Origin of the sequence: Bacillus methanolicus, assembly GCF_028888695.1 — a bacterium.
Classification (GTDB): domain Bacteria; phylum Bacillota; class Bacilli; order Bacillales; family Cytobacillaceae; genus Bacillus_Z; species Bacillus_Z methanolicus_B.
In genome coordinates this window covers 102,250-129,009 of the sequence record NZ_PNFF01000002.1, presented here as the reverse complement: position 1 = coordinate 129,009, position 26,760 = coordinate 102,250, and the positions used below count along the sequence as shown (strand labels likewise).

At 40.4% G+C, this 26,760-nt stretch carries 19 protein-coding genes and 1 pseudogene; 17 read left to right on the top strand and 3 right to left on the bottom strand.

Annotated features, from left to right (window positions below):
* Positions 1 to 102: 102 nt before the first annotated feature.
* The 13 genes and pseudogenes from C0966_RS12370 to C0966_RS12310 all read left to right on the top strand — a co-directional run bounded on the left by C0966_RS12370 (position 103) and on the right by C0966_RS12310 (position 16,800).
* Positions 103 to 2,082: an SEC-C metal-binding domain-containing protein gene (locus C0966_RS12370; protein ID WP_274855960.1), complete on the top strand. Its 1,980-nt coding sequence runs from the start codon at positions 103 to 105 to the stop codon at positions 2,080 to 2,082.
* Between the two features lie 283 nt (positions 2,083 to 2,365).
* Positions 2,366 to 4,879 carry a preprotein translocase subunit SecA gene (secA, locus tag C0966_RS12365; RefSeq protein ID WP_274855958.1) on the top strand — a complete coding sequence of 838 codons (2,514 nt, stop codon included), beginning with the start codon at positions 2,366 to 2,368 and terminating at the stop codon, positions 4,877 to 4,879.
* A 233-nt stretch (positions 4,880 to 5,112) separates the two neighbouring features.
* Positions 5,113 to 6,214 (top strand): peptide chain release factor 2 gene (gene prfB, locus C0966_RS12360; RefSeq protein WP_274855957.1). Its coding sequence is split into 2 segments (ribosomal slippage): positions 5,113 to 5,184 and positions 5,186 to 6,214, totalling 1,101 coding nucleotides; the frame shifts between segments, so codons are not numbered across the junction.
* Between the two features lie 619 nt (positions 6,215 to 6,833).
* Positions 6,834 to 7,697: a YitT family protein gene (locus C0966_RS12355; protein ID WP_274855956.1), complete on the top strand. Its 864-nt coding sequence runs from the start codon at positions 6,834 to 6,836 to the stop codon at positions 7,695 to 7,697.
* Between the two features lie 53 nt (positions 7,698 to 7,750).
* The gene (gene cccB, locus C0966_RS12350) at positions 7,751 to 8,098 is read left to right on the top strand and encodes a cytochrome c551 (RefSeq protein WP_274855955.1); all 348 of its coding nucleotides are present in this window, start codon (positions 7,751 to 7,753) and stop codon (positions 8,096 to 8,098) included.
* A gap of 549 nt (positions 8,099 to 8,647) precedes the next feature.
* Positions 8,648 to 9,334, top strand: coding sequence for a cell division ATP-binding protein FtsE (ftsE, locus tag C0966_RS12345; RefSeq protein WP_274855954.1), 687 nt, complete (start codon positions 8,648 to 8,650; stop codon positions 9,332 to 9,334).
* Positions 9,324 to 10,217, top strand: coding sequence for a permease-like cell division protein FtsX (gene ftsX / locus C0966_RS12340; protein ID WP_274855953.1), 894 nt, complete (start codon positions 9,324 to 9,326; stop codon positions 10,215 to 10,217). Before ftsE ends, ftsX begins: the two co-directional genes overlap by 11 nt.
* Before the next feature lie 132 nt (positions 10,218 to 10,349).
* Complete coding sequence (locus C0966_RS12335; protein WP_274855952.1) at positions 10,350 to 11,654, top strand: murein hydrolase activator EnvC family protein; 1,305 nt, start codon at positions 10,350 to 10,352, stop codon at positions 11,652 to 11,654.
* 296 nt (positions 11,655 to 11,950) lie between these two features.
* A pseudogene (locus tag C0966_RS12330) lies at positions 11,951 to 12,268 on the top strand (winged helix-turn-helix transcriptional regulator); the annotation flags it as partial.
* A gap of 27 nt (positions 12,269 to 12,295) precedes the next feature.
* Positions 12,296 to 12,622: a winged helix-turn-helix transcriptional regulator gene (locus tag C0966_RS12325; RefSeq protein ID WP_274856828.1), complete on the top strand. Its 327-nt coding sequence runs from the start codon at positions 12,296 to 12,298 to the stop codon at positions 12,620 to 12,622.
* Between the two features lie 644 nt (positions 12,623 to 13,266).
* Entirely contained in the window at positions 13,267 to 14,718 is a 1,452-nt protein-coding gene (locus C0966_RS12320) for a S41 family peptidase (RefSeq protein WP_274855951.1), read from the top strand.
* A 343-nt stretch (positions 14,719 to 15,061) separates the two neighbouring features.
* Positions 15,062 to 16,255, top strand: a complete 1,194-nt coding sequence (locus tag C0966_RS12315; protein ID WP_274855950.1) for a PDZ domain-containing protein — start codon at positions 15,062 to 15,064, stop codon at positions 16,253 to 16,255.
* Positions 16,256 to 16,317: 62 nt separating this feature from the next.
* Positions 16,318 to 16,800 carry a DinB family protein gene (locus C0966_RS12310; RefSeq protein ID WP_274855949.1) on the top strand — a complete coding sequence of 161 codons (483 nt, stop codon included), beginning with the start codon at positions 16,318 to 16,320 and terminating at the stop codon, positions 16,798 to 16,800.
* 120 nt (positions 16,801 to 16,920) lie between these two features.
* Here C0966_RS12310 and C0966_RS12305 read toward each other — a convergent pair whose 3' ends face one another.
* On the bottom strand, positions 16,921 to 17,826 hold the full coding sequence (locus C0966_RS12305; RefSeq protein ID WP_274855948.1) for a DUF2935 domain-containing protein: 906 nt from the start codon (positions 17,824 to 17,826) through the stop codon (positions 16,921 to 16,923).
* 211 nt (positions 17,827 to 18,037) lie between these two features.
* Between C0966_RS12305 and C0966_RS12300 the strand changes: the two genes are divergently transcribed.
* The gene (locus C0966_RS12300) at positions 18,038 to 18,874 is read left to right on the top strand and encodes a hypothetical protein (protein ID WP_274855946.1); all 837 of its coding nucleotides are present in this window, start codon (positions 18,038 to 18,040) and stop codon (positions 18,872 to 18,874) included.
* Between the two features lie 17 nt (positions 18,875 to 18,891).
* Here the strand turns inward: C0966_RS12300 and C0966_RS12295 are convergent, their stop codons facing one another.
* Both C0966_RS12295 and C0966_RS12290 read right to left on the bottom strand, forming a co-directional pair.
* Positions 18,892 to 19,674, bottom strand: a complete 783-nt coding sequence (locus tag C0966_RS12295) for an alpha/beta fold hydrolase (protein ID WP_274855945.1) — start codon at positions 19,672 to 19,674, stop codon at positions 18,892 to 18,894.
* 126 nt (positions 19,675 to 19,800) lie between these two features.
* Entirely contained in the window at positions 19,801 to 20,661 is an 861-nt protein-coding gene (locus C0966_RS12290) for a TetR/AcrR family transcriptional regulator (protein WP_274855944.1), read from the bottom strand.
* 187 nt (positions 20,662 to 20,848) lie between these two features.
* Between C0966_RS12290 and C0966_RS12285 the strand changes: the two genes are divergently transcribed.
* The 3 genes from C0966_RS12285 to uvrB all read left to right on the top strand — a co-directional run bounded on the left by C0966_RS12285 (position 20,849) and on the right by uvrB (position 26,760).
* Positions 20,849 to 24,085, top strand: coding sequence for an efflux RND transporter permease subunit (locus C0966_RS12285; RefSeq protein WP_274855943.1), 3,237 nt, complete (start codon positions 20,849 to 20,851; stop codon positions 24,083 to 24,085).
* Between the two features lie 145 nt (positions 24,086 to 24,230).
* Positions 24,231 to 24,464, top strand: a complete 234-nt coding sequence (locus C0966_RS12280; RefSeq protein ID WP_274855941.1) for a DUF2198 family protein — start codon at positions 24,231 to 24,233, stop codon at positions 24,462 to 24,464.
* Positions 24,465 to 24,780: 316 nt separating this feature from the next.
* Positions 24,781 to 26,760, top strand: a complete 1,980-nt coding sequence (uvrB, locus tag C0966_RS12275) for an excinuclease ABC subunit UvrB (RefSeq protein ID WP_274855940.1) — start codon at positions 24,781 to 24,783, stop codon at positions 26,758 to 26,760.

Here is a 26,760-nt window from a genome sequence, read left to right as displayed (position 1 = left end):
TTAAAAAGCTGTCTAAACTATGAATGTTTGGTAAGATAAAAGAAAAGGTCATGAGAGTGATAGAATGGCACCATAATTCTTATAAAAGCGGGGAGGATACCGGTGAACGGAAAAGTAGGACGGAATGATCCGTGTCCATGCGGGAGCGGGAAAAAATATAAAAAGTGCCACGGTGCGAAAGAGACAGTTTCGATTAATCAAATTCTCGAAAATGAACTCCTAAATCTTCAAAGGCAAATCATAGATTTTGCTTTATTTCACTTTGAGAGCGAAATATTAGAGGATTTCGAGTTTCTGCGTGAAATGCTCATTCTTTCAGATGAAAGCGAAGAAGAATTTTATGAGTTTATTCACACGTTTTGGTTTACTTGTTTTGAGCTGCTGGATGACGGCGAGACGATCATGAAACATTTTATTTCCCAACAGCTGCCGAAAATAAAACGTCCAAGGCTGCAAGAAATTCTCCGGTCATGGGCGGATCCGGAGCTTGTTGCAGGGAAAATCGCAGCCGTTGATGAGAATCATCTTGTTGTCAAAGATACGTTGCGAAAAGAAAGTTTTACAATAAACCTTTTTGAAAACATGCAGGGATATGAAAAAGGAGAATACGTCTTTGCGATTTTGCTGCCATACGGACAAAATTATTACTCCTTCCCAAGCTGCTTTAATCTGCCGAAAGAATCCGTGGCAGTCTATGAAAAGTTTGTGAAAACGGAATTTGCTGTTTCCGGTTATGAGGATGAGAAAGAATTTTTGATGGATTATTTTCTTGAGCTTATGAACCATGCTCCTGAAGCGGCGAATAAGATTGAGATTGATGCTATCGATTGGAAGCATGATTCCAACCGGAAAGTTGCCTATATGTTCGAAGAAGATATGGAAAGTATCGGAGAACTTCGGACATTTATCGATGCGGGCATCATTTTATGGGCTGAATTTTGCCGGAGAACGAACAAGCGGATTCAAAACCCGTCTATATATGTTGCAGCTTTGCAATATTTATTGTCAATGATTTTACCGACAAGATACAGCCTTACGCAGAAAGAGCTGGCTAAAGAATACGGAGTATCAGCCAATAGCATTTCTGCTCGGTATAACGAAATGTATGATATCTTGGAAGACGAAATAGACAAGTTGCTGTCTGTTAGTATCGCCGGATCGAACGCGGAATCTTTTCCGCAATTTACCATAAATAAACATCCATCTGCTCCGATGTTGACGGAGCGGGTGATGCATGAAGCATTTCAGGATCTTGCTGATAAAGATTTTGACAGCATTGATGAAATTAACGAGTATTTGCGGAACAAGAGGTTCGAGCCGAAAAAAAGCAAAAAAGGAAATGTATCAGATCGGGAAAAAGCCCAGAATCTCTTATTCGATGCGTTTGAAATAGAAGGGCCGCGGCGTTACCAACTCGCTCGGGAAGCATTGAAGCTGAATCCTTCTCATCCTGACGGCTATAATATTTTGGCGGAGGAAGCCGGTTCCTTTGTTGAAGCCATTGCCTTGTATAAACAAGGTATGGAGTTAGGAAAACAAGAACTTGGCGAATCATTTTTTAAAGAAAACAAAGGGCATTTCTGGGGATTGCTTGAAACGCGTCCATATATGCGGGCTAAGATGAATTATGCCCAGGCGAGTTATGAATTGGGCCAACTGCAAGAAGCGATTCATCATTTTGAAGAGCTTTTAGAATTGAACCCAAATGATAACCAAGGAGTCCGTTACTCTTTATTCATCGCCTACGCAGATAACAACGAGCTCGGGAAAGCGAAAAAGCTTCTTGATCAATATGAGGAAGGAACTGCTCATGGTTTATATAATAATCTCTTGCTTGAATTGCTGGAAAATGGATTTACTCCATTAGCCGGGAAGCTGTTAAAAAGGGCGCAGAAATCAAATAAGTTTGTGATTGACTATATTACAGGGAAAAAGAAATTGCCTGATTATTCACTGCCTTCATATGGCTTGGGTTCAGTGGAGGAAGCGATCATTTATGTACAAGAACACTTGCATATTTGGCGGAAAATCCCGGGAATTTCTGAATGGCTGACCCAATCTCGAGAAAGAGTAAAAGGGTGAAACAAAGAGGCTGATTCATAAGGGTCTGACTCCCGTATTGGAGGGGTCTGGCCCTTTACATTTGAGCCGGCCCCTTCTTTCCATATTTACATAAGTTGTCACTGTATAGCGGAAGTGGTAATATTAATAAGGAAAAAACCGATGATTACGCTAAAAAAAGCGAATCTTTTTTCATGGATGCTCGTATTGATACTTTGGTGGGCATCTATATTGAACTAGAGGGTTTACGGCATTATTCAATTGATATAGATGCCTGTTACCTGATATAAAAAGGAGCGTTTTTATGCTTGGGATTTTAAATAAGGTGTTTGATCAAAATAAACGCGAGTTAAAACGCCTTACAAAGCTGGCTGAGCAAATTGATGCACTTGCTTCCGACACGGAAAAATTAACAGATGACCAGCTTCGCGAAAAAACGGAAGAATTTAAAGCCCGCTATCAAAAAGGCGAGTCTTTAGATGATTTGCTTGTCGAGGCATTTGCCGTTGTGCGCGAAGCAGCAAAACGCGTGCTCGGTTTATACCCATATCCTGTCCAATTAATGGGGGGCATCGCCCTACATGACGGAAATATCGCTGAAATGAAGACCGGGGAAGGGAAAACGTTAACGGCAACAATGCCGGTGTACTTAAATGCCCTTACCGGCAGAGGTGTTCACGTTGTTACCGTAAACGAATACCTCGCAAGCCGTGACGCCACTGAAATGGGAAAACTTTATGAATTCCTCGGACTCACTGTTGGATTAAATTTAAACGGAATGTCGAAAGAGGAAAAAAAGGCGGCATATGAAGCCGACATTACGTATGGAACGAATAATGAGTTCGGGTTTGACTACTTGCGAGATAACATGGTGCTTTACAAGCATGACAAAGTGCAGCGTCCGCTTCACTTTGCGGTCATTGACGAGGTCGATTCAATTCTGATTGACGAGGCCCGCACACCGCTCATTATTTCCGGAACCGCGCAAAAGTCAGCCCAGCTTTATATTCAGGCAAATGCTTTTGTCCGGACATTGAAAAAAGACGTCGATTATACGTATGATGAAAAAACAAAAGGCGTTCAGCTGACAGAAGAAGGGATTACAAAAGCAGAACGTGCTTTTGGCATCGACAACTTGTTTGATATTTCTCATGTGACATTGAACCATCATATTAACCAGGCTCTAAAAGCCAATGTCAGCATGCACCGTGATGTAGACTACGTCGTGCAGGACGGTGAAATTGTCATCGTCGACCAATTTACCGGCCGCTTAATGAAAGGCCGCCGCTACAGCGATGGACTTCACCAGGCAATTGAGGCAAAAGAAGGCCTTGAAATTCAAAATGAAAGTATGACACTGGCAACGATTACGTTCCAGAACTATTTCCGTATGTATGAAAAACTGGCCGGTATGACCGGTACAGCGAAAACGGAAGAAGAGGAATTTCGCAATATTTACAACATGAATGTTGTTGTGATCCCGACAAATAAGCCGGTTATTCGTGAAGACCGTCCGGATTTGATTTACGCTACGATGGAAGGGAAATTCCGTGCAGTAGTCGAAGACATTGCCGAACGACATAAAAAAGGACAGCCTGTTCTTGTCGGTACCGTTGCTATTGAAACATCTGAATTAATTTCAAAGCTTTTACAGAAAAAAGGCATCCCTCATAATGTCTTAAATGCGAAAAACCATGAACGCGAGGCAGAGATTATTGCTCAGGCCGGACAGCGCGGCGCTGTAACGATTGCTACGAACATGGCCGGACGCGGTACGGACATTAAGCTTGGCGAAGGAGTAAGAGAGCTTGGCGGACTTGCTGTTATTGGCACAGAGCGCCATGAAAGCCGCCGGATCGATAATCAGCTGCGCGGACGTTCCGGACGCCAAGGGGATCCGGGTGTTACCCAATTTTATCTTTCTATGGAAGATGAATTAATGCGCCGTTTCGGTTCCGACAATATGAAAGCGATGATGGAGCGCCTTGGCATGGATGATTCTCAGCCGATTCAAAGCAAAATGGTATCAAAAGCGGTTGAATCTGCGCAAAAACGTGTGGAAGGCAACAACTTTGATGCCCGTAAACAGCTGCTCCAATATGACGATGTTCTTCGCCAACAGCGTGAAATTATTTATAAGCAGCGTGATGAAGTGCTTGAATCGGAAAATCTTCGCGAAATCGTTGAAAGCATGATTCAATCTGTTATTGAGCGAAATGTCGAAGCTTATGCGCCAAGCCATGAGGATGAGGAACAATGGAACTTGCAGGGCATCATTGATTTTGTCAATGGAAACCTTCTTCAAGAAGGCGATTTGACAATCAACGACATTCGCGGCAAAGAGCCGGAAGAAATTTCGGAAATCATTTTTGCGAAGGTGAAAGAGCGTTACGATGAAAAAGAAGAGATGCTCGGTCCTGAGCAAATGCGTGAATTTGAAAAAGTGATCGTGCTTCGTGCCGTAGACTCTAAATGGATGGATCACATTGACGCGATGGATCAGCTTCGCCAAGGTATCCATTTGCGTGCCTACGGTCAGATCGACCCGCTTCGTGAATACCAAAGCGAAGGGTATGCGATGTTTGAAAATATGATTGCTTCGATTGAAGAAGATGTTGCAAAATATATTATGAAGGCTGAAATCCGCAATAACCTCGAGCGTCAGGAAGTGGCAAAAGGCCATGCGGTGAATCCGAAAGAGGGCGGAGAAAAGCCGAAGAAAAAGCCGATTGTCAAAAAAATTAACATAGGCCGCAACGACCCATGCTTCTGCGGCAGCGGAAAAAAATACAAAAACTGCCACGGAGCAAACGCATAGAAATCGACGGGGTCCTGCTTCTCACCAAGGTAACGCGTTAAAGCAACGAGGGCCAGGCCCTCAGCACAGTGACGCGTTAAAGCAACGAGGGCCAGACCCTCACTACAGTGACGCGTTAATTCGCCAAAATATTTTAAGAGAGCCGGCCGGCACAGCCGACTATTTTTTCCTTCCGATGGTGTCTTTTTCGGAGAAATAACGATAAAATGATAATAAACTTTAGAGGTGATGATATGGAATTAGCAGATATTCGAAATGAACTTGAAAAAACAGCTAAGAAATTAGCGGACTTTAGGGGGTCTCTTTGACCTCGAAAATAAAGAAGCTCGAATCGCCGAGCTTGATGAAATCATGCTACAGCCGGACTTTTGGGATGATCAGCAAAAAGCCCAGACAATCATTAATGAAGCGAATAGCTTAAAAGACCTTGTCAATGAATTTAATGACTTGAATGAAACGTTAGAGAACCTGGAGTTAACATATGAACTCGTGAAAGAGGAAAATGACGCCGAATTGCAGGAAGATTTAGAGAGTGAACTCAAGGACTTTACAAAACGCGTCAACCAGTTTGAACTTCAGCTTCTGCTCAATGAACCATACGATAAAAACAATGCGATTTTGGAACTCCACCCGGGTGCAGGCGGTACCGAGTCTCAAGATTGGGGATCAATGCTGCTTCGCATGTATACACGGTGGGCGGAGAAAAAAGGCTTCAAGGTGGAAACGCTCGATTATCTGCCTGGCGATGAAGCCGGAATTAAAAGTGTTACGCTGGCGATTAAAGGCCATAATGCTTACGGATATTTAAAAGCAGAAAAAGGGGTACATCGCCTGGTGAGGATTTCTCCTTTTGATGCATCGGGCCGCCGCCACACTTCCTTTGTTTCCTGTGAGGTTATGCCGGAATTTAACGATGAAATTGAAATTGAAATCCGGCAGGAAGATTTGAAGATCGATACGTACCGTTCCAGCGGTGCCGGCGGACAGCACGTTAACACGACTGATTCTGCCGTCCGGATTACACACATCCCGACGGGTGTGGTCGTAACATGCCAGACTGAGCGTTCGCAAATCAAAAACCGCGAACGCGCGATGAACATGTTAAAAGCAAAGCTTTATCAGAAGAAAATTGAAGAGCAGGAAAAAGAACTTGCGGAAATTCGCGGGGAACAAAAAGAAATCGGCTGGGGAAGCCAAATCCGATCTTACGTGTTCCACCCTTATTCTCTTGTTAAAGATCATCGCACCAATACGGAAATTGGCAACGTCCAAGCGGTTATGGACGGTGAAATTGATCCGTTTATTAATGCTTACTTGCGTTCAAGATTGCAATAATATTTTGTATTACCTTGCTGTGTTTGGGCAGCAAGGTTTTTTTATTGTGGATTGGTTTTATGAGTCAGTCTAATTCTTTTTATAGAGCCTTTTTTGATGATTTATGATCCAATTCCGATAATTTATGATCCAGTTTCTAATTTTATGATCCAATTTCGATAATTTATGATCCAATTTCGATAATTTATGATCCAATTTCGATAATTTATGATCCAGTTTCGATGATTTATGATCCAAATTTTGATAGTTTACGATCTAGTTTTCATGATTTATGATCTACTTTCGATGAATTATGACCCAATTTCAATAATTTATGATCCAATTCCGATGATTTATTATCTAATTTCCGATTTTTGGTTTTATGATCAAGCTTCGATAGTCCATGATCCGGTTATTCGATAGTTCACGATCCAATTCCGATGATTTATAAGCCAATTCCAAAATTCCCTTGAAAATTTCATAAAAATATGACTTTTTTCAAAACCTAAACAAAAACAAAATTTTATCACTTTAATACGGTAGTTTGTTGGCGTTTACACTATTTAAATACCATGCTATACTCACTTTCGGAAAAATTATGCAGCTGCATTTTTCAAGCATTGTAGAGGAGTAATAACATATGAGGAAAAAGAGAGATTTTACATATAATCCAAAGATGGAAAAAATATGGGAATTCACAAATGTCCTCGTTGGGTCTGCAATCATTGCGATTGCATTTAATGTGTTTCTGCTTCCTAACCGAGTTGCATCAGGCGGCGTCAGCGGTATCAGCACCATACTGGACGCACTTTTTGGCTGGGAGCCGGCTTACGTCCAGTGGGCTTTCAACATTCCGCTGTTTATTGCCGGGCTGATCCTTTTAGGAAGGCAATTCGGTACGAAGACACTTGTTGGAACCGTATTTTTGCCGTTTGTTGTATTTTTGACAAACGACTGGGATGCTTGGACAAATGAACCACTCCTTGGATCTATATTCGGGGGGATTGGTGTAGGCCTTGGCCTTGGAATTGTTTTTCGCGGAAAAGCCTCTACGGGCGGAACCGATCTGGCGGCGCAAATCATTAATAAATTTACAGGCTTGTCATTAGGTACGTGTGTAGCAATTATTGATGGCCTGATCGTTTTGACGGCTGCTGTTGTATTTGATATAGAACGCGGTCTGTATGCACTGATTGCACTTTATGTTACGAGCAAAACGATTGATCTCGTTCAAGTGGGATTCGGCCGCTCGAAAATGGCAATGATTATTACAAGCAAACAGGAAGAAATTCGCAATGGAATATTGAATAAAATTGACCGTGGAGTGACAAAACTATCAGCATATGGAGGGTACACCGACCATGAGCGCCCGGTATTAATGTGTGTAGTGGACCAAACGGAGTTCACAAAATTGAAACAACTAGTCAAAAACATTGATCCGACAGCATTTATCGTTGTTATGGATGCTTCCGAGGTACTTGGTGAGGGTTTTAAACGGGTCTAATACTGGTATAATATAGGTGTGCTTTGCAATTATTAACAATGGGGGGAATACAATTGAAAAAGAAGCTACTTGCCTTATTAATGGGTACTTCTCTCGTTTTGGCTGCCTGCGGCGGCGGAGATAATGCGGAGAAAGACACATCAACAAACAATGGCGGCGGCGGTGAAACAACAACTGCGGATGCAGGCGATGCCCAAAAAATATTTAACCAAAAATGTTCAAGCTGCCACGGACAAAATCTTGAAGGCGGAGTAGGTCCTGCGCTTGACAAAATTGGTTCCAAACTTTCAAAAGAAGATATTGAAAAAGTAATCGCTGAAGGGAAAGGCGCCATGCCAAAAGGTTTGCTTCAAGGAGATGAAGCTTCTTCTGTAGCTGAATGGCTTGCCGGCAAAAAATAATTAGTCCGGAAATGAAAGGCTGACCCAAACCGGACACCCTTTGAATATAGAAAAAACATGATCAATGTTTTTACAATTCAGACGGGTGCCGGGCACTTTTGGGACAGCCTTTTTTAAAAAGAAAATGCCCCTTACCACAAACGTTCATTTCCGTTTCGAGCGAAAAAATTTCTCTCCTACTGAATCCCTTGCTATTCTCCAACAGTAACCAGCTTAAAACATCTTTACAATTGTCATCTTTCTTTTACATTCCTGTTAAAAAACTTCCCAAAACAAAATTTTGACAAAAAATTTCAAAGCTCCCTAACCTGAAGAAAGCCAACAAGACCATATTCTAGTAAAATTCGACTAATTTGAAATGAAACTGTAATATTTTTTATCGTTAATTTGACAAATTATGATGTTATAATGGGTTTGTGCAAAAAGGGCAATAAAAGATTTGACGATTATTGAAAAACAATGTCATTGGAAAATTTGCAAAAAATGTCGAAATAATAGTCTAAATGGCTTATGAAATCAATCGACAAGTTCTTGATTTAGGTGATATGAATGATTCAAATGCAGGATGTACATAAAAAATATCCAAACGGTGTTACAGCTGTTAGTGGCATCGATGTAAAAATCGATCAGGGAGAATTTGTATATATTGTTGGACCGAGCGGTGCCGGGAAGTCTACGTTTATCAAAATGATCTATCGTGAAGAGAGACCTTCGAAAGGGGTCATTTTAATTAACGGTGTGGATATTAGCAGATTAAAAGACAAAAAAGTTCCGCATCTCCGCCGCAATATCGGGGTAGTGTTCCAAGATTTTAAGCTGCTCCCTACGTTGACAGTATACGAGAATGTTGCTTTTGCCCTGGAAGTCATTGAAGAGCAGCCAAATTTGATAAAGAAAAAAGTTATGGAAACTCTCGATCTTGTAGGCTTAAAGCATAAAGCTCGGATGCTTCCGACAGAGCTTTCGGGCGGGGAGCAGCAGAGGGTTTCGATTGCACGTTCCATTGTGAACTCACCGAAAGTTGTCATAGCGGACGAGCCTACAGGAAATCTTGACCCGGAAACTTCATGGGAAATTATGAGCATCTTTGAAGCAATCAACGCGAGAGGAACGACCGTGGTCATGGCTACACATAACAAGGAAATCGTTAACACGATCAAGCATCGAGTCATTGCAATTGAAAACGGCAGAATTGTTCGCGACGAGCAAAAAGGAGATTATGGGTATGAAAGCTAGAACATTTCGCCGTCATGTCAGAGAAAGTTTTAAAAGCCTTGGAAGAAACGGTTGGATGACATTTGCGTCCGTAAGCGCCGTAACTGTAACACTAATAATTGTTGGCGTATTTTTCGTCATTATGATGAATCTCAATAAAGTGGCGTCAACCATAGAAGAGGACGTGGAAATCCGCGTTCACATCGATCCTGTTGCAAAACAACAAGACCAGCAAGTTCTAAGGAAAAAAATAGAACAGATCCCGGAAGTAAAGAGTATTGAATTCTCCTCAAAAGAAGAAGAACTCGATAACTTGATTAACAGTTTGGGAGAAGAAGGAAAAGTCTTTAAACCGTTCGAGCAGGATAACCCGTTAAACGATGTATTTATCGTAAAGACGAAAAATCCGACAGACACGATAAAAGCTGCAAAGAAAATTGAAAAATTGGAGTACGCGGCAAAGGTAAAATACGGGCAAGGTTCCGTTGAAAAATTATTCAAATTTATCGAAACAAGCCGGAATGTTGGACTTGTTTTAATTATCGGTTTGTTATTCACAGCCATGTTTTTGATCTCCAATACGATAAAAATTACGATCGTTGCGAGAAGAAGAGAAATCGAGATTATGAAATTAGTAGGAGCGACCAACGCTTTTATTCGCTGGCCGTTTTTCCTTGAAGGATTATGGATCGGATTGCTCGGTTCGATCTTGCCGATTGCTTTAGTTTCATCCGCTTATTATTATGCTTACGATTATTTGAAGCCAAAGCTGGCAAATCATTTTATAAAAATACTGGAGTTTAATCCTTTTGTTTACCAGGTTGCCGCCCTGCTCATTTTAATGGGAGCTTTAATCGGAATCTGGGGAAGCATGATGTCAATGAGAAAGTTTTTAAAAGTTTAGTCGCGCTTAGAAGGCCTGATGCAGGCCTTGCTAAGCCTTATAAGAAAAGAGAAATACATACATAAATCGGTTTTTACAAAAATTAGACGATTTACCCGTACATAGTTGAAAGTGGAAAGGAGAAATCGGAACTTGAAAAGGTCATTATTAACCCTAACCGTTGCGGCAACGGTAGGAGTTGGGAGTTTGTTTACTGGGGTTGCTGCAAATTCAGCAATCGCATCTTCCAAATTGCAAGAATTACAGAATAAAAAGAATGAACTTCAAAGGAAGCGTTCAGGTGTAGAATCGGGGATTAATAAAGCAGATCAAGAGATTAACAGATTACAAAATGAACAGGAAAAAGTCATTGCAGAGATTAAGAGGCTGGATCTTGCGATAGGCGATACAAATGAAAAAATTAACGAGAAAAATGTACAAATCGCTGAAACAAAAGCAGAAATTGAAAAGTTGAGAGGCGAAATCGCCGTTTTGCAAGAACGGATTAAAAAACGCGATGCTATGCTCAAAGAGAGAGCTCGTTCATTCCAGGAAACCGGCGGAATGGTAAGCTACATAGATGTATTAATGGGTGCCCAAAGCTTCTCAGACTTTATTGACCGGGTAGGGGCAGTAGCAACGTTCGTGGAAGCTGACCAGGAAATTCTTCGCGAGCATATGAAAGATAAAGCGCTTTTAGAGGAGAAACAGGCAAAGGTAGAAAAGGATTTAGCAGAGCTTGAAAAAATGCTTGCTGAGCTTGAAAACATGAAAAATCAGTTGAATTCTCAAAAAGCGGAAAAAGATCGATTAATGTCTACATTGAAAAAACAAGAAGAGCACAAGCATACAGAAAAGCTTGCACTTGAAGAAGAAAAAGAAGTACTTGCAGCTCAAGAAGCAGCTATGCAAAAAGCGATCCAGCTAGAAAAGCAGCGTCTTGCCGAACTTGAAAGACAAAGACAAGCACAAGCTCAAAAAAGAAGCTCCGGCGGCAGCGGCGGCACCGTCAGCAATGGCGGTGGCGGCGGTTCAAATCTTTCAACTCCGCCGGTATCAAGCGGAATGTTCATGAAACCTGCAAATGGCCGCTTCTCATCTGGATTTGGTCCACGCGATGGAGAACTCCATGCAGGTATTGACATTGCGAATAGTGCCAATGTTCCAGTCGTAGCAGCAGCTGACGGTGTTGTTATCCGTTCCTACTATTCTTCCAGCTATGGAAACTGTATCTTTATTTCCCACTCAATTAATGGCCAGATTTACACAACTGTCTATGCTCACTTGCAGAGCAGACTAGTTGGTACAGGCGCAGTTGTTTCAAAAGGCCAGCAAATTGGCGTAATGGGAAATACCGGATATTCCTTCGGCCAACATTTGCACTTTGAAATTCATAAAGGTCCATGGAATCCATCCAAATCCAATGCGGTAGATCCATTAAATTACATTTCTATGTAAATCTGATTTACCGTTTATCCCGGAATTAACAGGCAGTAAAACCAAATAATAACGTGAATAATATAGAGGCTGACCAATAAGTGCCAGGTTCCCTTATGCAGTTACTAAATTGATTTCAATATTTAGTAACTAAGGGTGCCCGGCTCTTTGTTTTGGGTCAGCCTTTCGTTCTTTTAGCACATTATTAATTATTTTGGTTAAATTGAAAAAAGTTCTAATACTTCAAAAAATGCGTGTAGGTACTTTTTTGTGTTATAATATCAAAAAGTATACTAATACATCTGGAGATGAATCTGATGAACAGGGAAAAAATTAATGATATTTATCGCGAAAAAGAATTAACACTGTCTGTCTTAGAGGGAAAATGGAAACTGATCATATTATGTCATTTAGGGTTAAAAGGGACAAAACGGTTTACTGAACTTAAAAATTTAATCCCTGACATTACTCAGCGAATGTTAACCAATCAGCTAAGGGAATTGGAGAAAGATGGATTAGTTCATCGAGAGGTATATCCTGTTGTTCCTCCAAAAGTGGAGTATTCTCTTACTGAACTGGGAAAAAGCTTAATGCCGATCATTGAAATGCTGGAAGAATGGGGTAAAAGTTATCTAAAAGAAACCAATCAAAGTAATAAGGGCATGTATTACGAGAAAGTACAAACATTGTCTGTGATCGAGGGAAAATGGAAATTAGTTATTTTATGCCATCTAGGGTTAAAAGGAACAAAACGGTTCATGGAACTAAAAAAATTAATCCCTAACATTACGCAAAAAATGTTAACCAATCAACTAAGAGAACTAGAAGAAGACGGGCTTGTTCATCGAGAAGTATATCCTGTTGTTCCTCCAAAGGTTGAATATTCCTTGACAGAACAAGGAAAAAGTCTAATGTCAGTTCTAAAAATGCTCGAAGATTGGGGCAAAAAATATATAAAACAAATTGAACAGAATGCGGCTGCCCGTTAAGTCGATTTGATAGGTTCAACTGCCAGATTAATAGATTAATTGAAGGAAGGAGCTTTGCTTCTTCCTTTTTTAATAATAAAAATTGATCTTTTGCAATGGGAGCGGCGATTATTTCGCAAAAGCAGCCTTTTTTACCTTTTTGATGCGGCGTTGACTTGCTCTGAGCCATAATCAACGGACGGTTATGGGCCCTTAATTTGATAAATGAGCCGTCATTTCATTATATGAGCCGTCATTCAAGAATATAAGCCTTCATTCAGATATATGAGCCTTCATTCAAAAATATGAGTCTTCATTCAGATAAATGAGCCTTCATTCAAAAATATGAGCCGTCGATCAAATTCATGAGCCTTCAATCAAATATATAAGCCGTCGATCACATCCGTGAGCCTTCAATCCAAATATGAGCCGCCAAGCACAACCATGAGCCTTCATTCCAATTTCAATATATGAACAAGAATAGAACCGGTCAGCTGACTGGTTTTCTCACATTCCAGTAATGCTCCGAATCAAATTTTTTCAAAAGTAATATTTTTCATAACTCGTCCATTTGAACATATATTGTTTTTGACAGTCATATTTTTTGGACGAAAAGCAGCTTGATCGAAAAAGAATCCGGGCAGCAGTTGAAGAGGGGGATGGTGTTGAATCGCAAATGGATTGCATTATTAATGGCTGGGTCGTTAATTACAGGAGCCGGCGGCACATACGCAGGAATGAAATGGGCCGAAGTAAAGAAGGAAAAGGCAAATCAGGAACAAAGCGAAGAGCAGTTATCCACTAATGAAGGCAATTTAAGTAAAACCGACTTAAGAAAAGTTGAGCAAGCTTACAGTCTCATATTGAACAAGTATGTTGAAAAAGTGGACGAAGAGCAGCTTGTTGAAGGGGCTATTCAAGGGATGCTTTTAACGTTAAAAGACCCTTATTCTGTTTATATGGATAAAGAAACTGCCCGACAATTTAATGAGACGTTGGAATCCTCGTTTGAGGGAATCGGGGCCGAGGTCAGCATGATTGACGGAAAAATTGTGATCGTCGCTCCATTTAAAGATTCGCCTGCGGAAAAAGCAGGTTTAAAGCCGAATGACCAAATTTTAAAAGTGGATGGAGAAAGTGTTGAGGGACTCGATTTATACGAAGCAACTTTAAAAATCCGCGGTGAAAGAGGTACAATGGTAACACTGGAAATCTCTCGCCAGGGATTGAAAGAACCTTTAACCGTTGAAATTAAACGTGATGAAATCCCGCAAATCACGGTTTATTCAGAAGTGAAAAACGTAAATGGAAAAGACATTGGCTATATTGAATTAACTTCTTTTTCCGAGAATACAGCAGAGGAGTTTAGAACACAACTGAAGTCAATGGAAAAAGACGGGATTGATGGACTTGTGATTGATGTACGAGGCAACCCTGGGGGCCTTCTTTCGACCGTTGAAGAAATAGTGAGAGAACTTGTGACAAACAAAAAGCCATATGTGCAAATTGAAAAACGCAATGGAGAAAAAGACCGCTACTTTTCCACTCTAAAAAAACCAAAACAATATTCGATTGCTGTCCTTGTTGATAAAGGGAGCGCCTCTGCTTCGGAAATATTGGCAGGTGCTTTGAAAGAAGCACAAGGATACCCGTTGATCGGGGAGCATACTTTTGGTAAAGGAACCGTTCAGCAGCCTGTTCAGATGGAAGATGGCAGCAATATTAAGTTAACACTGTTTAAATGGCTTACACCTGATGGAAACTGGATTCACAAGAAAGGAATTGAACCGGATATCAAAGTCAGCCAGCCTGATATTTTCCATACCCATCCTTTAAAAATTGAAAAACCTCTTGAGAAAGAAATGAACAATGAGCAAGTAAAAAACGCCCAGGAAATGCTTGATGAATTAAGTTTTGAACCGGGCCGGACCGATGGCTACTTCAGCGAATCGACTGTAAAAGCAGTTAAAGCGTTTCAAATGAAACATGACATAAAACCAACAGGTATCATTGATGGAGAGACAGCGTCCGCACTTCAAGGAGCGATTATGGAAGAATTGAAAAAAGAAGAAAATGATCTTCAGCTGCAAACCGCCTTGCGGTTGTTAGCAAGGTGACAGGCATCCTAATTTTTGTCGAAAGCAGGGTTATCCTTGCTTTTTTCTTTGGTAAAGGGGCGGAGCTACGCAAACAAAGATAGAAATGCTAATTTATCTTTAGCAAGATACATGTTAAGCTTTGAAAATATTTAGAGCTTTGCTTCGCTCACACCGCCTTATTATGTTGGTTCTGATTTAAAATGAAAGCTATTTCCATGTTAGGATTGTGAGTTTAAAACTCGTGCACGTTTTTTGTGTAAAAACTAGCATATGTTTTATGGTCAGGTTTTGGTAAAATAGTCATTAATAGATTACTAAATATTAATTCTGTGAGAATTGTTTATAGAGGTTGGTGACAAGGGTGGCTCAAGCATGGATTATTGAATTGTTAAAAGGGACAGGTAAGTTATTTCTTCACCCTATGTTTTATTATCTTGTCTTCTTGGCCGGAATATTAGGAGTCTCCCGGGTTAAAAGGGAAAGGCGGAATTTTCATATCCGCGTAGAGGATGCGTATTTCGAACTGAGGCAGCTGTTTCCGCTTGGAATTGTAACTGGACTCGTCTTCTCTTTAGTTGCTATAGCAGCCGGTATAGTTATTCCATTTGCAGCGGTTGTTCTGGCAGCGCTGTTTACATTTCTGTGGAGCCTTACGACAAAAGTTCGGCTGCTTGCTCCGGCCTATACGTTGGGAGCGGCATTTTTTGCCCTCATTTTTGCCGCGCAGCAAGGTTGGCCATTTCCATTTATGCCTGATCTTTTTACAAGTCTTAATGAAAAAATTTACCCATCGATCATTGTTTTGCTTGCTCTCTTAATCATTGGTGAAGGAATTGTTATTATTAAAAACGGACCGAAAGGCACTTCGCCGAAATTAATAAAAAGCAAGCGCGGATTGACAGTTGGGGTTCATGAAGTAAAGCGTCTTTGGATGCTTCCGGTGTTCCTGCTTTTGCCGGGAGGAGCAATCCATCCCCCTTCTGAATGGTGGCCCGCATTTTCATTTGGTGAGCAGTCATATTCTCTCTTATTGGTTCCGTTTTCCATAGGGTTTCATCAGCAAATTCAAGGTTTGCTGCCAAAAGAAGCTGTTCAGCTTGTTGGAAAAAGAGTCATCGTGCTGGGAGCGATTACTTTCATTGTTTCGACAGCGGGCTATTGGTGGCCGATCGCGTCCATTGCAGCAGCAGCGCTTGCGATTCTTGGCAGGGAGGCCATTACGCTGCACCAGAGACTGCATGAAGAGAATCTTCCTTTTTATTTTTCCAAACGAAACAACGGCTTAATAATTCTTGGAATCATCCCGGAATCGCCTGCCAGCAAAATGGCGTTGCAGGTCGGAGAAATGGTGACAAAAGTGAACGGAGTACGCGTCCAAAACGAAAAAGAATTTTACGAAGCTTTGCAGCGAAACAGAGCCCATTGCAAGCTTGAAGTACTGGATGTAAACGGAGAAGTCCGTTTTGTCCAACGGGCTCTATTCGAAGGCGATCATCATGAACTGGGAATCCTTTTCGTCCAGGATGAGAAAAAGCAGGACAGTGCAGTTGGTTAATGTAATTTATCAAAATCCCCCGGACTCAATTAAAAATATATGAATCGATCTTGGAGGTAAGAATGATTAAAAATTTCCTTGACTATCACTATTGGGCAACAAATAAGCTTTTAGATCATTTGGAAACCCTCCCTGAAGAAATACTGAGCAAAGAGATTCCGAGTGTCTTTCCAAGTATTTTAAAAACATTAGAACATTTATATGCAGTGGAAAGTATGTGGATTCAAAGAATTCAAGGGCAAAATTTAAGTGCATTACCAGAAATAACATTTCAAAATGTCCCTCAAGCAAGAGAAGCATTTTCCGAAGTACACAGTCAATATCTTGCTGCTGGTAATGCAGAGGAAAATAAACGAATATACTATCAAAACACTAAAGGACAAACGTTTTGCAACCAATTATGGGATATTTTCATTCATATAGTGAATCATGGCACCTATCATAGAGGAAATATAACCGCTATGTTAAGGCAACTCGGTGAGAGAGGAATTTCAACTGATTATATCATTTATTTAAGGGAAAAAGGAATTATAGCGGATACTTAAAGGATGAAAACTGCAAAATTTCCATTGTAACAGCTGTATTCTTTATATTATGAACTATTTCAAAAGCTGTCTTATGTTCATTGAAAAAGAAGAAAAGCGGGAAAATTTCTGATCCCGCTTTTACTGCAGCTGCTCGGTTGCTTGTTTCCTTTTTAATCGTTCTTCCAGTACATTAATCATATATAAGAAATGATCCGCTTCACGTACGACATGATCCGCTAATAACGGGTTTATGACACTTCGAATCTGACAGCTTTTGATTAAATCTAAACCTGCTTGTTTAAAGTTTCGCAATTCAACCGTTGCGTTTTCGCTATCTTGATTTAGTTTTCCGATAATAGGGTATGTCGGACTTTTCTTATATAGCATCGACTCAACATCTCTGGCCTGATTAAGAAGCACTTCAAAATCATCTCCGAATTTTCTGGCTGTATTGACGAGGTTGCGTTCTGACTGATCAAGCAAAGACGAGATAAATCTTGAATGTTCCATCATTATGCGGAGCCAAAAGACATTTTCACTAATGATGGCATCTTGAATGGGGTCTAAAATCCCCTTGTTAAACTTTTTTAATGTCCTAATAAAATATTCTGCTTCCCGTGCAATGTGATCGACAAGGAGGGGGAAGTTAAAGCCGCTTACTTTACAATTGATAATCAAAATGAGAAGGTTCCTCTTGAAATTTCGAAACCCATACACTAATTGAATTGAGTCTTCATTTAATTTCCTGACTTGCGTTACATTATTGGGTGTTTGATAGGCCCTTTTTTCCTGCTGCTCAAAATAATGATAAAATCGGTCGGTTTGCTGAATAAGCTGTTTGTCATTTTTGTTAAAACCTTCGCCTAAAAATAAAGCATGTTCTTTCATGATCCTTAACCAAAACTTATTCTCCGTTAAAGAACGCTCAATGAAAAGACTTTCTGTTAAAGATTCCGGTAGAGCGGCAAATTTTTCAGGGGGGAGCAACATCTGATTATTTCTGTCTTTGCCGGGAAAATCAGGAGTTGTTTCAGAACTGCTCATACCCTGCCTCCTCACATATTTAGAAATAATTTTTTTGTTTTATCTGACATGCAACCGCTGCGCATGAAAAGTACTTATACTTTATGTTATGTGCAGGTTTTTTTGTTATGACATTGGACAAATTTGGATACTTTAATATAGGAGCTGGGTGTACATATTAATCTTTAGGAGCGTGCTGGAAGGTTACAACTTCATGTAAGGGGAAAATAAATTGTTTTGGTATATTGGCTTATCAATTTTAAGTATCGCTTTCATTGTTTATACTTTATGGAAGTTTAAAGATCCTAGACTTTTTGTATTCTATTTAGCAATAGCAGGAATTATTTATCCACTGGAGACTGCGATCTTTGTGTATTTTAAAAGTTATTTTTATGAGGTAGGAGTGTTTAAAAATATTTACAAAGATAGCGTAGTAGGACACTTTGCATCAAATTTATTAGCTGTTCCGGCAGTGGGCTTGTGGATTGCGGCAAACCAATTAAAATTCCGATGGTCTATCTTTTTTTCTTTCATTTTTATGGGGATTGAATTAATCTTTCTAAATCTTCATATTTACCATCAGATATGGTGGAAACCTTACTATACCGGGCTTCTGTTACCGATCCATTTTTGGATTGCAAAACGTTTATGGTATCACATCAGGAATGATAAAATGACAAAACGGTTCAGTTTTTTGCTACTCTCCTTTTCTGCAGTAAGTATAAGCAGTGTATTGTCTTTTTTTCTTTTAGGAGCACCCGGTTTTATTAAATTTTCGATAGGTCTTTTTTCAAATTCATTTCGTGATCATCTTGCGGCTTCGGTACCAACGTTGTTTATCACTTCTTTTGGCATGAGCTTATTCATAACAAAGATTCACTCTAGGATAAAATATTTATTCATCCTTGTTTTTGTAGGGGTGGTTGAGGGTCTCTTAATCAAATATCACATTTTAACAGTAAAATCACTCGTGGTATTTATGATTTTTATCGTTGTTCATTTAATAACTGCGTACATTCTGAATGTTTTTCAAACTCTGCTTTATAACCGGTCGATTTCATTAAAATGAACAAAACCCTTTATCATTTAAAGGGTTTTCCCTTTCAATACTGGAACTTTTTCTGATTTTGTTCGTTGAATTCCATTTAGAAAATCCTCGTATATCTTTTTAAAGGATTTTGGACGAAATAAGTTAGCTGTATGGCCTGCATGTGGAATTTCCTTATATTGCACATGTGGAATTACTTTCTTTAAATCTGCAATACTAGACTTATAGAGAAAGTCATGATCCCCCATCACCCAAAGAACAGGAACATTTATGTTTTTTAGATCCCTTCGCAAATCATAAAAAAGCCTATGTCCGATCGCTTCTTTTAAAATTCCTTTATCCAACTCAAGACCGTATTTATAGTATACCTTCGATGAAACTAATGAATATGGATCAACGACCCCTTCTTTTGGAAATAAATCCCGGGCATAGTTTTTTAGCCATGTCGAATAATTTTCGCTGCTTGTATCCCAATAATGCTGGAAGACAGCAAATAAAGGAGATGGAGAGTTATAATGGCCTCCAATATAACATAGACTTAATACATTTTCTTTCCATTTATTCGCAAAAATTGTAGCAGGATAACATCCATAGCTTAAAGAACAAATATGAGCTTTTTCAATTCCTTCCTGATCAAAAAGAATTTCCAACTGTTCAACTAAATTATCTAATGTAAACTCTACTGGTTTTCCTCGATCTTCTCCGTGGCCTAATAAATCATATGCATACGTATGATACGCTTGACTAAAGTAATCGATTTCTTTATGAAACGCACGTTTTCTGCCCGTCAGGCCATGTATAAATACGATTTTTTCTTTCATTTTTCCTCCAGCGTACAAGATACTTATTGTTCTTCATATTAAAACAGTAACGGGAGATTGTTAAACATAATTTTGAATACAGTTAAAATTATGTAAATATCATCTATTCATCGTTTGCGTTCTTTCTCAAAGTCCAAAGAAATTTTCAATTTGCAGCTTTAATTCTTTCATTTCCTTGACATCTCTTAAATTCGCGAGCATCCCTTGGATCAACGGAATTCTTGGTGCTTCACTGTTGATTTCAGCTTCAAGCACATCAAGCGTAACAAATAAGTCACTTGATTTTTCCAAATCAGATTTAAATTTCTTGATTAAAAGTTGGAGATCTTTCTTGTTCATCTTTTTTTGGAAAAAGCGGCTGTCAAAAAGTGCCTGATTCAGCAATTGGGGCGGCACGATTGGTTCTTCTTCAGATTTCATCAATCCATTTGCTAAATCATCGGCTCTCCGCAGTATGAATCCGGCTAGTTTATAAAAGTCTATCGGATTGTTTTGGAAAAGAATCAGCTGTAAATACGATTGAAAGATGCCTTGTAAAATGATCGAAAGATCGCCAAGATATGGAACAATGTTTTTCCCGTATATTGCAGTCATTGATTTTTTGTAAAATTGATATGTTTCAATGTGCATGCTGTTGATAAATTCAGCAATGGATTCATTAAAGGGAATGGCTTGTTCTCTCGTCTGCATGATAATAAATTCTTTATGTTTGCTAATCTCTGAATAAAGGCAGACAATGTGTTCAACAAACATGTCTCTTGGAGGCAAATCTAATGATTTTATTTCATCCATTCGCGCTTTGATTGTTTCATAGTAATATTTAAAAATTGCAATAAGCAGTGATTCTTTCGATTTAAAATAGATATAAAAAGCTCCCTTAGAAATTCCTGCTTCATTCGCTATTTCTTGAATTGAAGTGGCGTCAAACCCTTTATTTGCGAACAATTTCATCGCCGCATCGATAATCAGCTTTTCTTTTTCTTTCATTTTCCTTTCTCCCGTCCGAACCTATTATCCTAATTATGACCGATTGGTCATTAAAGATAAACCCTTAATTTATTGTAAATTTTTTAAAGTCTATATTGACTGCTGACCGACTGGTCATTTATATTATTTGTTATCATGACCAGTCGGTCAAGTGAAATTTTCTAAGCTACAGGAGCTGGAGGAAACAATGGATAAAATAATAAATTTTTCCCTTAAAAATAAGTTCGCGGTCTGGCTGCTTACCATCATTATTACAGCGGCAGGCTTATATTCCGGACTGAACATGAAGCTTGAAACAATTCCGAATATCAAAACTCCGGTTATCAGTGTTACCACTTTTTATCCCGGAGCTACACCTGAAGAGGTAGAAGATAAGATTTCCGTGCCGATTGAAAAAGCGGCCCAAAATCTTAACGGGGTGAATGTAGTCAGTTCTAATTCATTTCAAAATGCTTCATCTGTTCAAATCGAATATGAATATGAAAAGGATATGGACGAGGCAAAAAATGAGTTAGAAGAAGCTTTATCTTCGATTCAATTTCCGGATGGCGTGAATAAGCCGAAAATTTCAAAGGTCAGCATAAATGACTTCCCAATTGTGGCTGTAAGTATCTCGAATGAAAAAGAGTCGCTTGCACAGCTTACAAAAAAAGTTGAAGAAGAAATCGTGCCTGCTTTGGAAGGGATTAACGGTGTATCATCCGTACAAATTTCCGGACAGCAGATCGAAGAGGTTCAACTTGTTTTTAACGATGAGAAAATGGCTCAATACGGTTTAAACCAGGAAACAGTAAAAAATTACATAAAAGGCGAAGATATTACGTTTCCTTTAGGGCTTTATACATTTAAAGATAAAGAGCAATCGGTTGTTGTGGATGGAAATGTTACGACAATCGAAGAATTAAAAGCTTTGGAAATTCCGGTGATCCCTTCAACCGGAAGCCGGAACAATTCGCAGGCAGTCAATCAGGGAAATCCTGCTGCAGGTCCGCAGAGCGGTTCCATGGCGGCGCCTCAGGGAAATCCTGCAGCAGGTTCACAAGGTTTCGCAGCAGCATCTCAAAACAATGCAGCTGGAATATCTCTGGACGGAACTTCCCAAGGAAATATCCAAAGACAGCCGCAGCAAGGTTTAGTGCTTCAGACTGTAAAACTTGAAGACATTGCTGATATTAAATTGGTTGGCAAGGCAGAATCGATTTCGAGAACGAATGGAAAAGAAGCGATTGGCCTTCAAATTGTAAAAACGGCTGATGCCAACACCGTTACGGTCGCGAATGAAGTAAAAGAAGAGTTGAAAAAATTTGAAGACGAAATTGAAGGTCTGGAAGTAGTCACAACGTTTGACCAGGCTACGCCGATTGAAGATTCTGTAGAGACGATGTTAAGCAAGGCGCTGTTCGGAGCAGCGTTTGCGGTCGTCATCATTCTATTATTCTTGAGAAATATCAGATCTACTTTGATTGCGGTTATTTCGATCCCGCTGTCGCTTTTGATTGCCATTTTATTGCTAAAGCAGATGGATATTACGCTGAATATGATGACTTTAGGCGCGATGACCGTCGCAATCGGCCGGGTGATCGACGATTCGATCGTCGTAATTGAAAACATATACCGGAGAATGTCGCTGAAGGACGAAAAGCTGAAAGGAATGGAATTGATCCGCGAAGCGACGAAAGAAATGTTTATTCCGATTATGTCATCAACGATCGTAACGATCGCCGTGTTTCTTCCTCTTGCACTTGTGAAGGGAATGGTCGGCGAGCTGTTCATGCCGTTTGCCTTAACCATCGTCTTTTCGTTGCTCGCTTCATTGCTTGTTGCGATTACGATTGTACCGATGATGGCTCATTCTCTATTTAAAAAAGGCTTAAAAGAAGGAGTCCATCACGACGAGGATAAGCCTGGAAGATTGGCTCAAGCTTATAGGAAAATTTTAAACTGGTCGTTAAACCATAAGATTGTGACAAGCTTAATGGCATTGCTCCTCCTTGTCGGAAGCTTATTCCTTGTTCCTGTCATCGGGGTCAGCTTCCTGCCGTCTGAAGAAGAGAAAATGATGGTTGTTACGTATAAACCTGCCCCGGGGGAAACATTGGAGCAAGTGAAAAAATACACGTCAGATGCAGAGAAATTCTTCCTTGAGAGGGATAACGTAAAGACGGTTCAATTGTCGCTTGGAAGCGAAAACCCTATGAATCCGGGTGATACGAACAGCGCGATCATGTTTATTGCATATGAAGATGATACACCTAATTTTGAAGAGGAAAAGGAAAAGGTGATTAAGGATCTTCAGGAAAAAACAGCAGAAGGTGAATGGGCTTCTCAAGATTTTCATTCTCAAGCCGGCAGCAATGAAATTGTCTATTATGTATACGGTGAAAAGCGGGAAGATATCGAACCGGTTGTAAAAGAAATTCAAGACATTATGAAAAAGGACAAAAGTTTTACGAAAATTGATTCGAGCATTTCCGAATCATATGATGAATTTACACTCGTCGCTGATCAGAAAAAATTGAGCAAGCTCGGATTAACGGCTGCACAAATCGGCATGGAACTTTCTCAGACAAGGGAGCGCCCCGTTCTGACGACAATTGAAAAAGACGGGGAAGAGCTGAATGTCTATCTTCAAGTTGAAGAAGAAAGCTATGAAAGTGTCAATGATATGATCGAAGAAAAGATTCAATCACCGCTTGGCATCGAAGTTCCTGTAAGTGAATTGGTTGAAATCAAGAAAGGAAAAACATCGGACACCGTTACGCGCCGTGACGGCCGGATTTATGCAGAAGTCAGCGCCGAGCTGACAACAGATGATGTTGCCAAAGCGTCTGCAAAACTTCAAAAAGAAGTGGATAAGATTGACTTGCCTTCAAATGTGGAAATTTCGATGGGAGGGGTTACGGAAGATATTCAGGAAACCTTTACACAATTAGGATTGGCGATGCTCGCTGCCATTGCTATCGTTTATTTTATCCTCGTCGTAACTTTCGGCGGCGCTCTTGCACCGTTTACGATTCTGTTTTCATTGCCGTTCGCGGTTATCGGCGGGCTCGTTGCCCTGCTGATTGCCGGTGAGACAATCAGTGTGTCGGCAATGATCGGCGCCTTAATGTTAATCGGTATTGTAGTAACAAATGCAATCGTTCTGATTGACCGGGTTATTCGAAAAGAAAACGAAGGACTCAGTACAAGGGAAGCATTGCTTGAGGCAGGGGCAACCCGCTTGCGCCCGATTTTAATGACTGCGATTGCGACGATCGGAGCATTATTGCCGCTCGCATTTGGCATGGAAGGAAGCGGATTGATATCCAAAGGGCTTGGCGTTACCGTAATAGGCGGATTAACAAGTTCAACCCTGCTTACTCTCTTAATTGTTCCAATCGTTTTTGAAAGCATAAGCAAGCTAAGAAGAAAGAAAGGGTAGGGGTCTGGCCCCTACCCTTTTAGCAATGAATGATGACGGAATCGTTGTAAAAAACTTGTATACGCTGAAAAGAAGATATATTCTATTGATAAGCGTTAAATGATCCAGTGGTAGAAAAATCTGCATTTTTTAAGAAGGTGTCCTTATGGTTATTAAATATTTTTCGGCTTTATTTTTGCCATGCCTGTTAGTTTTGCTGTTTACAAGGGTAACGTATCATCATGTAATCGGGCTTATTCTTACAGTCGCGCTGATAGCCGCCTCGGTCTATAAAGGGTACACGAATTCACTCGGGCTGATTGTCGTTGATGCGTTTTCTTTAACACTAGGTTTTTGGTTTGCAAGAAGAATGATCGCCAGAATCCGGAGGAGCGCTTAACAGATTTAATACGAAAATCGAAATAACCTTTGTTAAACCTGTCTGCTTTTTTCGACAGGTTTTTTGCTTTGAAAAGAAAAAACTGAAGAACCTCGGGCAATTTGAGGTCTTTGTTAAGATCAAAAAAAATCGAATATTCGTTCGCACTTTATTGGTTTGTTTTGAGTGCTTTGTGGTAGAATGTTGATATGAGTTTTTGAAGACGGATAATGTGAAACTTTGTCAGTGGTGGTTTTTATCCATATTTGATTGCGATAAAAGTAAATAGCTCGAATCACTTTTGGGTTCATACCATTGCGGAACAGGAGGTTTTTTTGTGACGGAGCAATTTGAATTAGTTTCGAAATATTCGCCCCAAGGCGATCAGCCTGAAGCGATAAGAAAACTTGTGGAAGGCATAAAGAATGGGAAGAAGCACCAAACACTTTTAGGGGCAACGGGAACAGGGAAAACATTTACGATTTCGAATGTGATTAAAGAGGTGAATAAACCGACCCTTGTAATTGCCCACAACAAAACGCTTGCCGGACAGCTTTACAGTGAGTTTAAAGAATTTTTCCCGAATAATGCGGTCGAATATTTTGTCAGCTACTACGACTATTATCAGCCTGAAGCGTATGTTCCGCAAACAGATACTTATATTGAAAAAGATGCAAGCATCAATGATGAAATTGATAAGCTGCGCCACTCGGCTACATCTGCTCTGTTTGAAAGACGGGATGTGATCATCGTTGCCAGCGTTTCATGCATATATGGCCTCGGTTCGCCTGAAGAATACCGTGAACTCGTCGTTTCATTGCGTGTCGGCATGGAAATTGAACGAAACCAGCTGCTGCACCGCCTCGTTGATGTCCAATATGAACGGAATGACATTGACTTCAAACGGGGGACATTCCGCGTGCGCGGGGATGTTGTGGAAATTTTTCCTGTTTCAAGGGATCAACACTGCATCCGTGTTGAGTTTTTTGGAGACGAAATTGACCGAATCCGTGAAGTCGATGCGTTAACAGGAGAAATTTTAGGGGAGCGCGAGCATGCTGCGATCTTTCCGGCTTCCCACTTCGTTACGCGTGAAGAAAAAATGCGAATCGCCATCGAAAATATAGAAAAAGAATTGGAAGAGCAGCTTAAAAAGCTTCGCGCAGAAGACAAACTTTTGGAGGCGCAGCGCCTTGAGCAGCGGACCCGATATGATCTTGAAATGATGAGGGAAATGGGCTTTTGTTCAGGAATTGAAAATTACTCGAGGCATCTGACATTAAGGCCTCCGGGTTCAACGCCTTATACATTGCTGGATTATTTTCCTGACGATTTTCTCATTGTTATTGATGAATCACATGTCACTTTGCCGCAAATCCGTGGAATGTATAATGGCGACCGTGCCCGGAAGCAGGTTCTTGTCGACCACGGTTTCCGGCTCCCTTCAGCACTGGACAACCGTCCGCTGACATTTGAAGAATTTGAAAAACATATTAATCAAATTGTATATGTTTCGGCGACTCCGGGACCTTATGAGCTGGAGCACTCTCCCGAAATGGTTGAGCAGATTATCCGGCCGACCGGCCTGCTGGATCCGACGATTGATGTCCGTCCGATTGAAGGGCAGATTGATGATTTGATCGGCGAAATTCAGGACCGGATTAAACGGAATGAACGAGTTCTTGTAACGACGCTGACGAAGAAAATGGCGGAAGACTTAACTGACTATTTGAAAGAAATCGGGATTAAGGTTCAATATTTGCATTCAGAGATAAAAACGCTTGAGCGGATTGAAATTATCCGGGACCTTCGCCTCGGGAAGTTTGATGTTCTTGTCGGGATCAACTTGTTAAGAGAAGGACTTGATATTCCCGAAGTTTCTCTTGTTGCGATTCTTGACGCTGATAAAGAGGGCTTTCTTCGTTCGGAGCGTTCTCTTATTCAGACGATCGGCCGGGCAGCCCGGAATGCAAACGGTCATGTCATTATGTATGCTGACCGGATGACCCAGTCAATGGAAATTGCAATTAATGAAACGAAGCGCCGCCGTGCGATTCAGGAAGAATACAATAAAAAACACGGAATTACACCGCAAACAATTAAGAAAGAAATTCGCGATGTCATCCGTGCCACATATGCGGCTGAAGAACAGGAAGAATACAAACCGGCTCAAAGCTTTGGCAAATTGACGAAGAAAGAGCGGGAAAAATTAATTGCCGATATGGAAAAAGAAATGAAGGAAGCGGCAAAAGCTTTAAACTTCGAACGGGCCGCCGAGCTTCGTGATTTAATACTTGAGTTAAAAGCGGAAGGATGA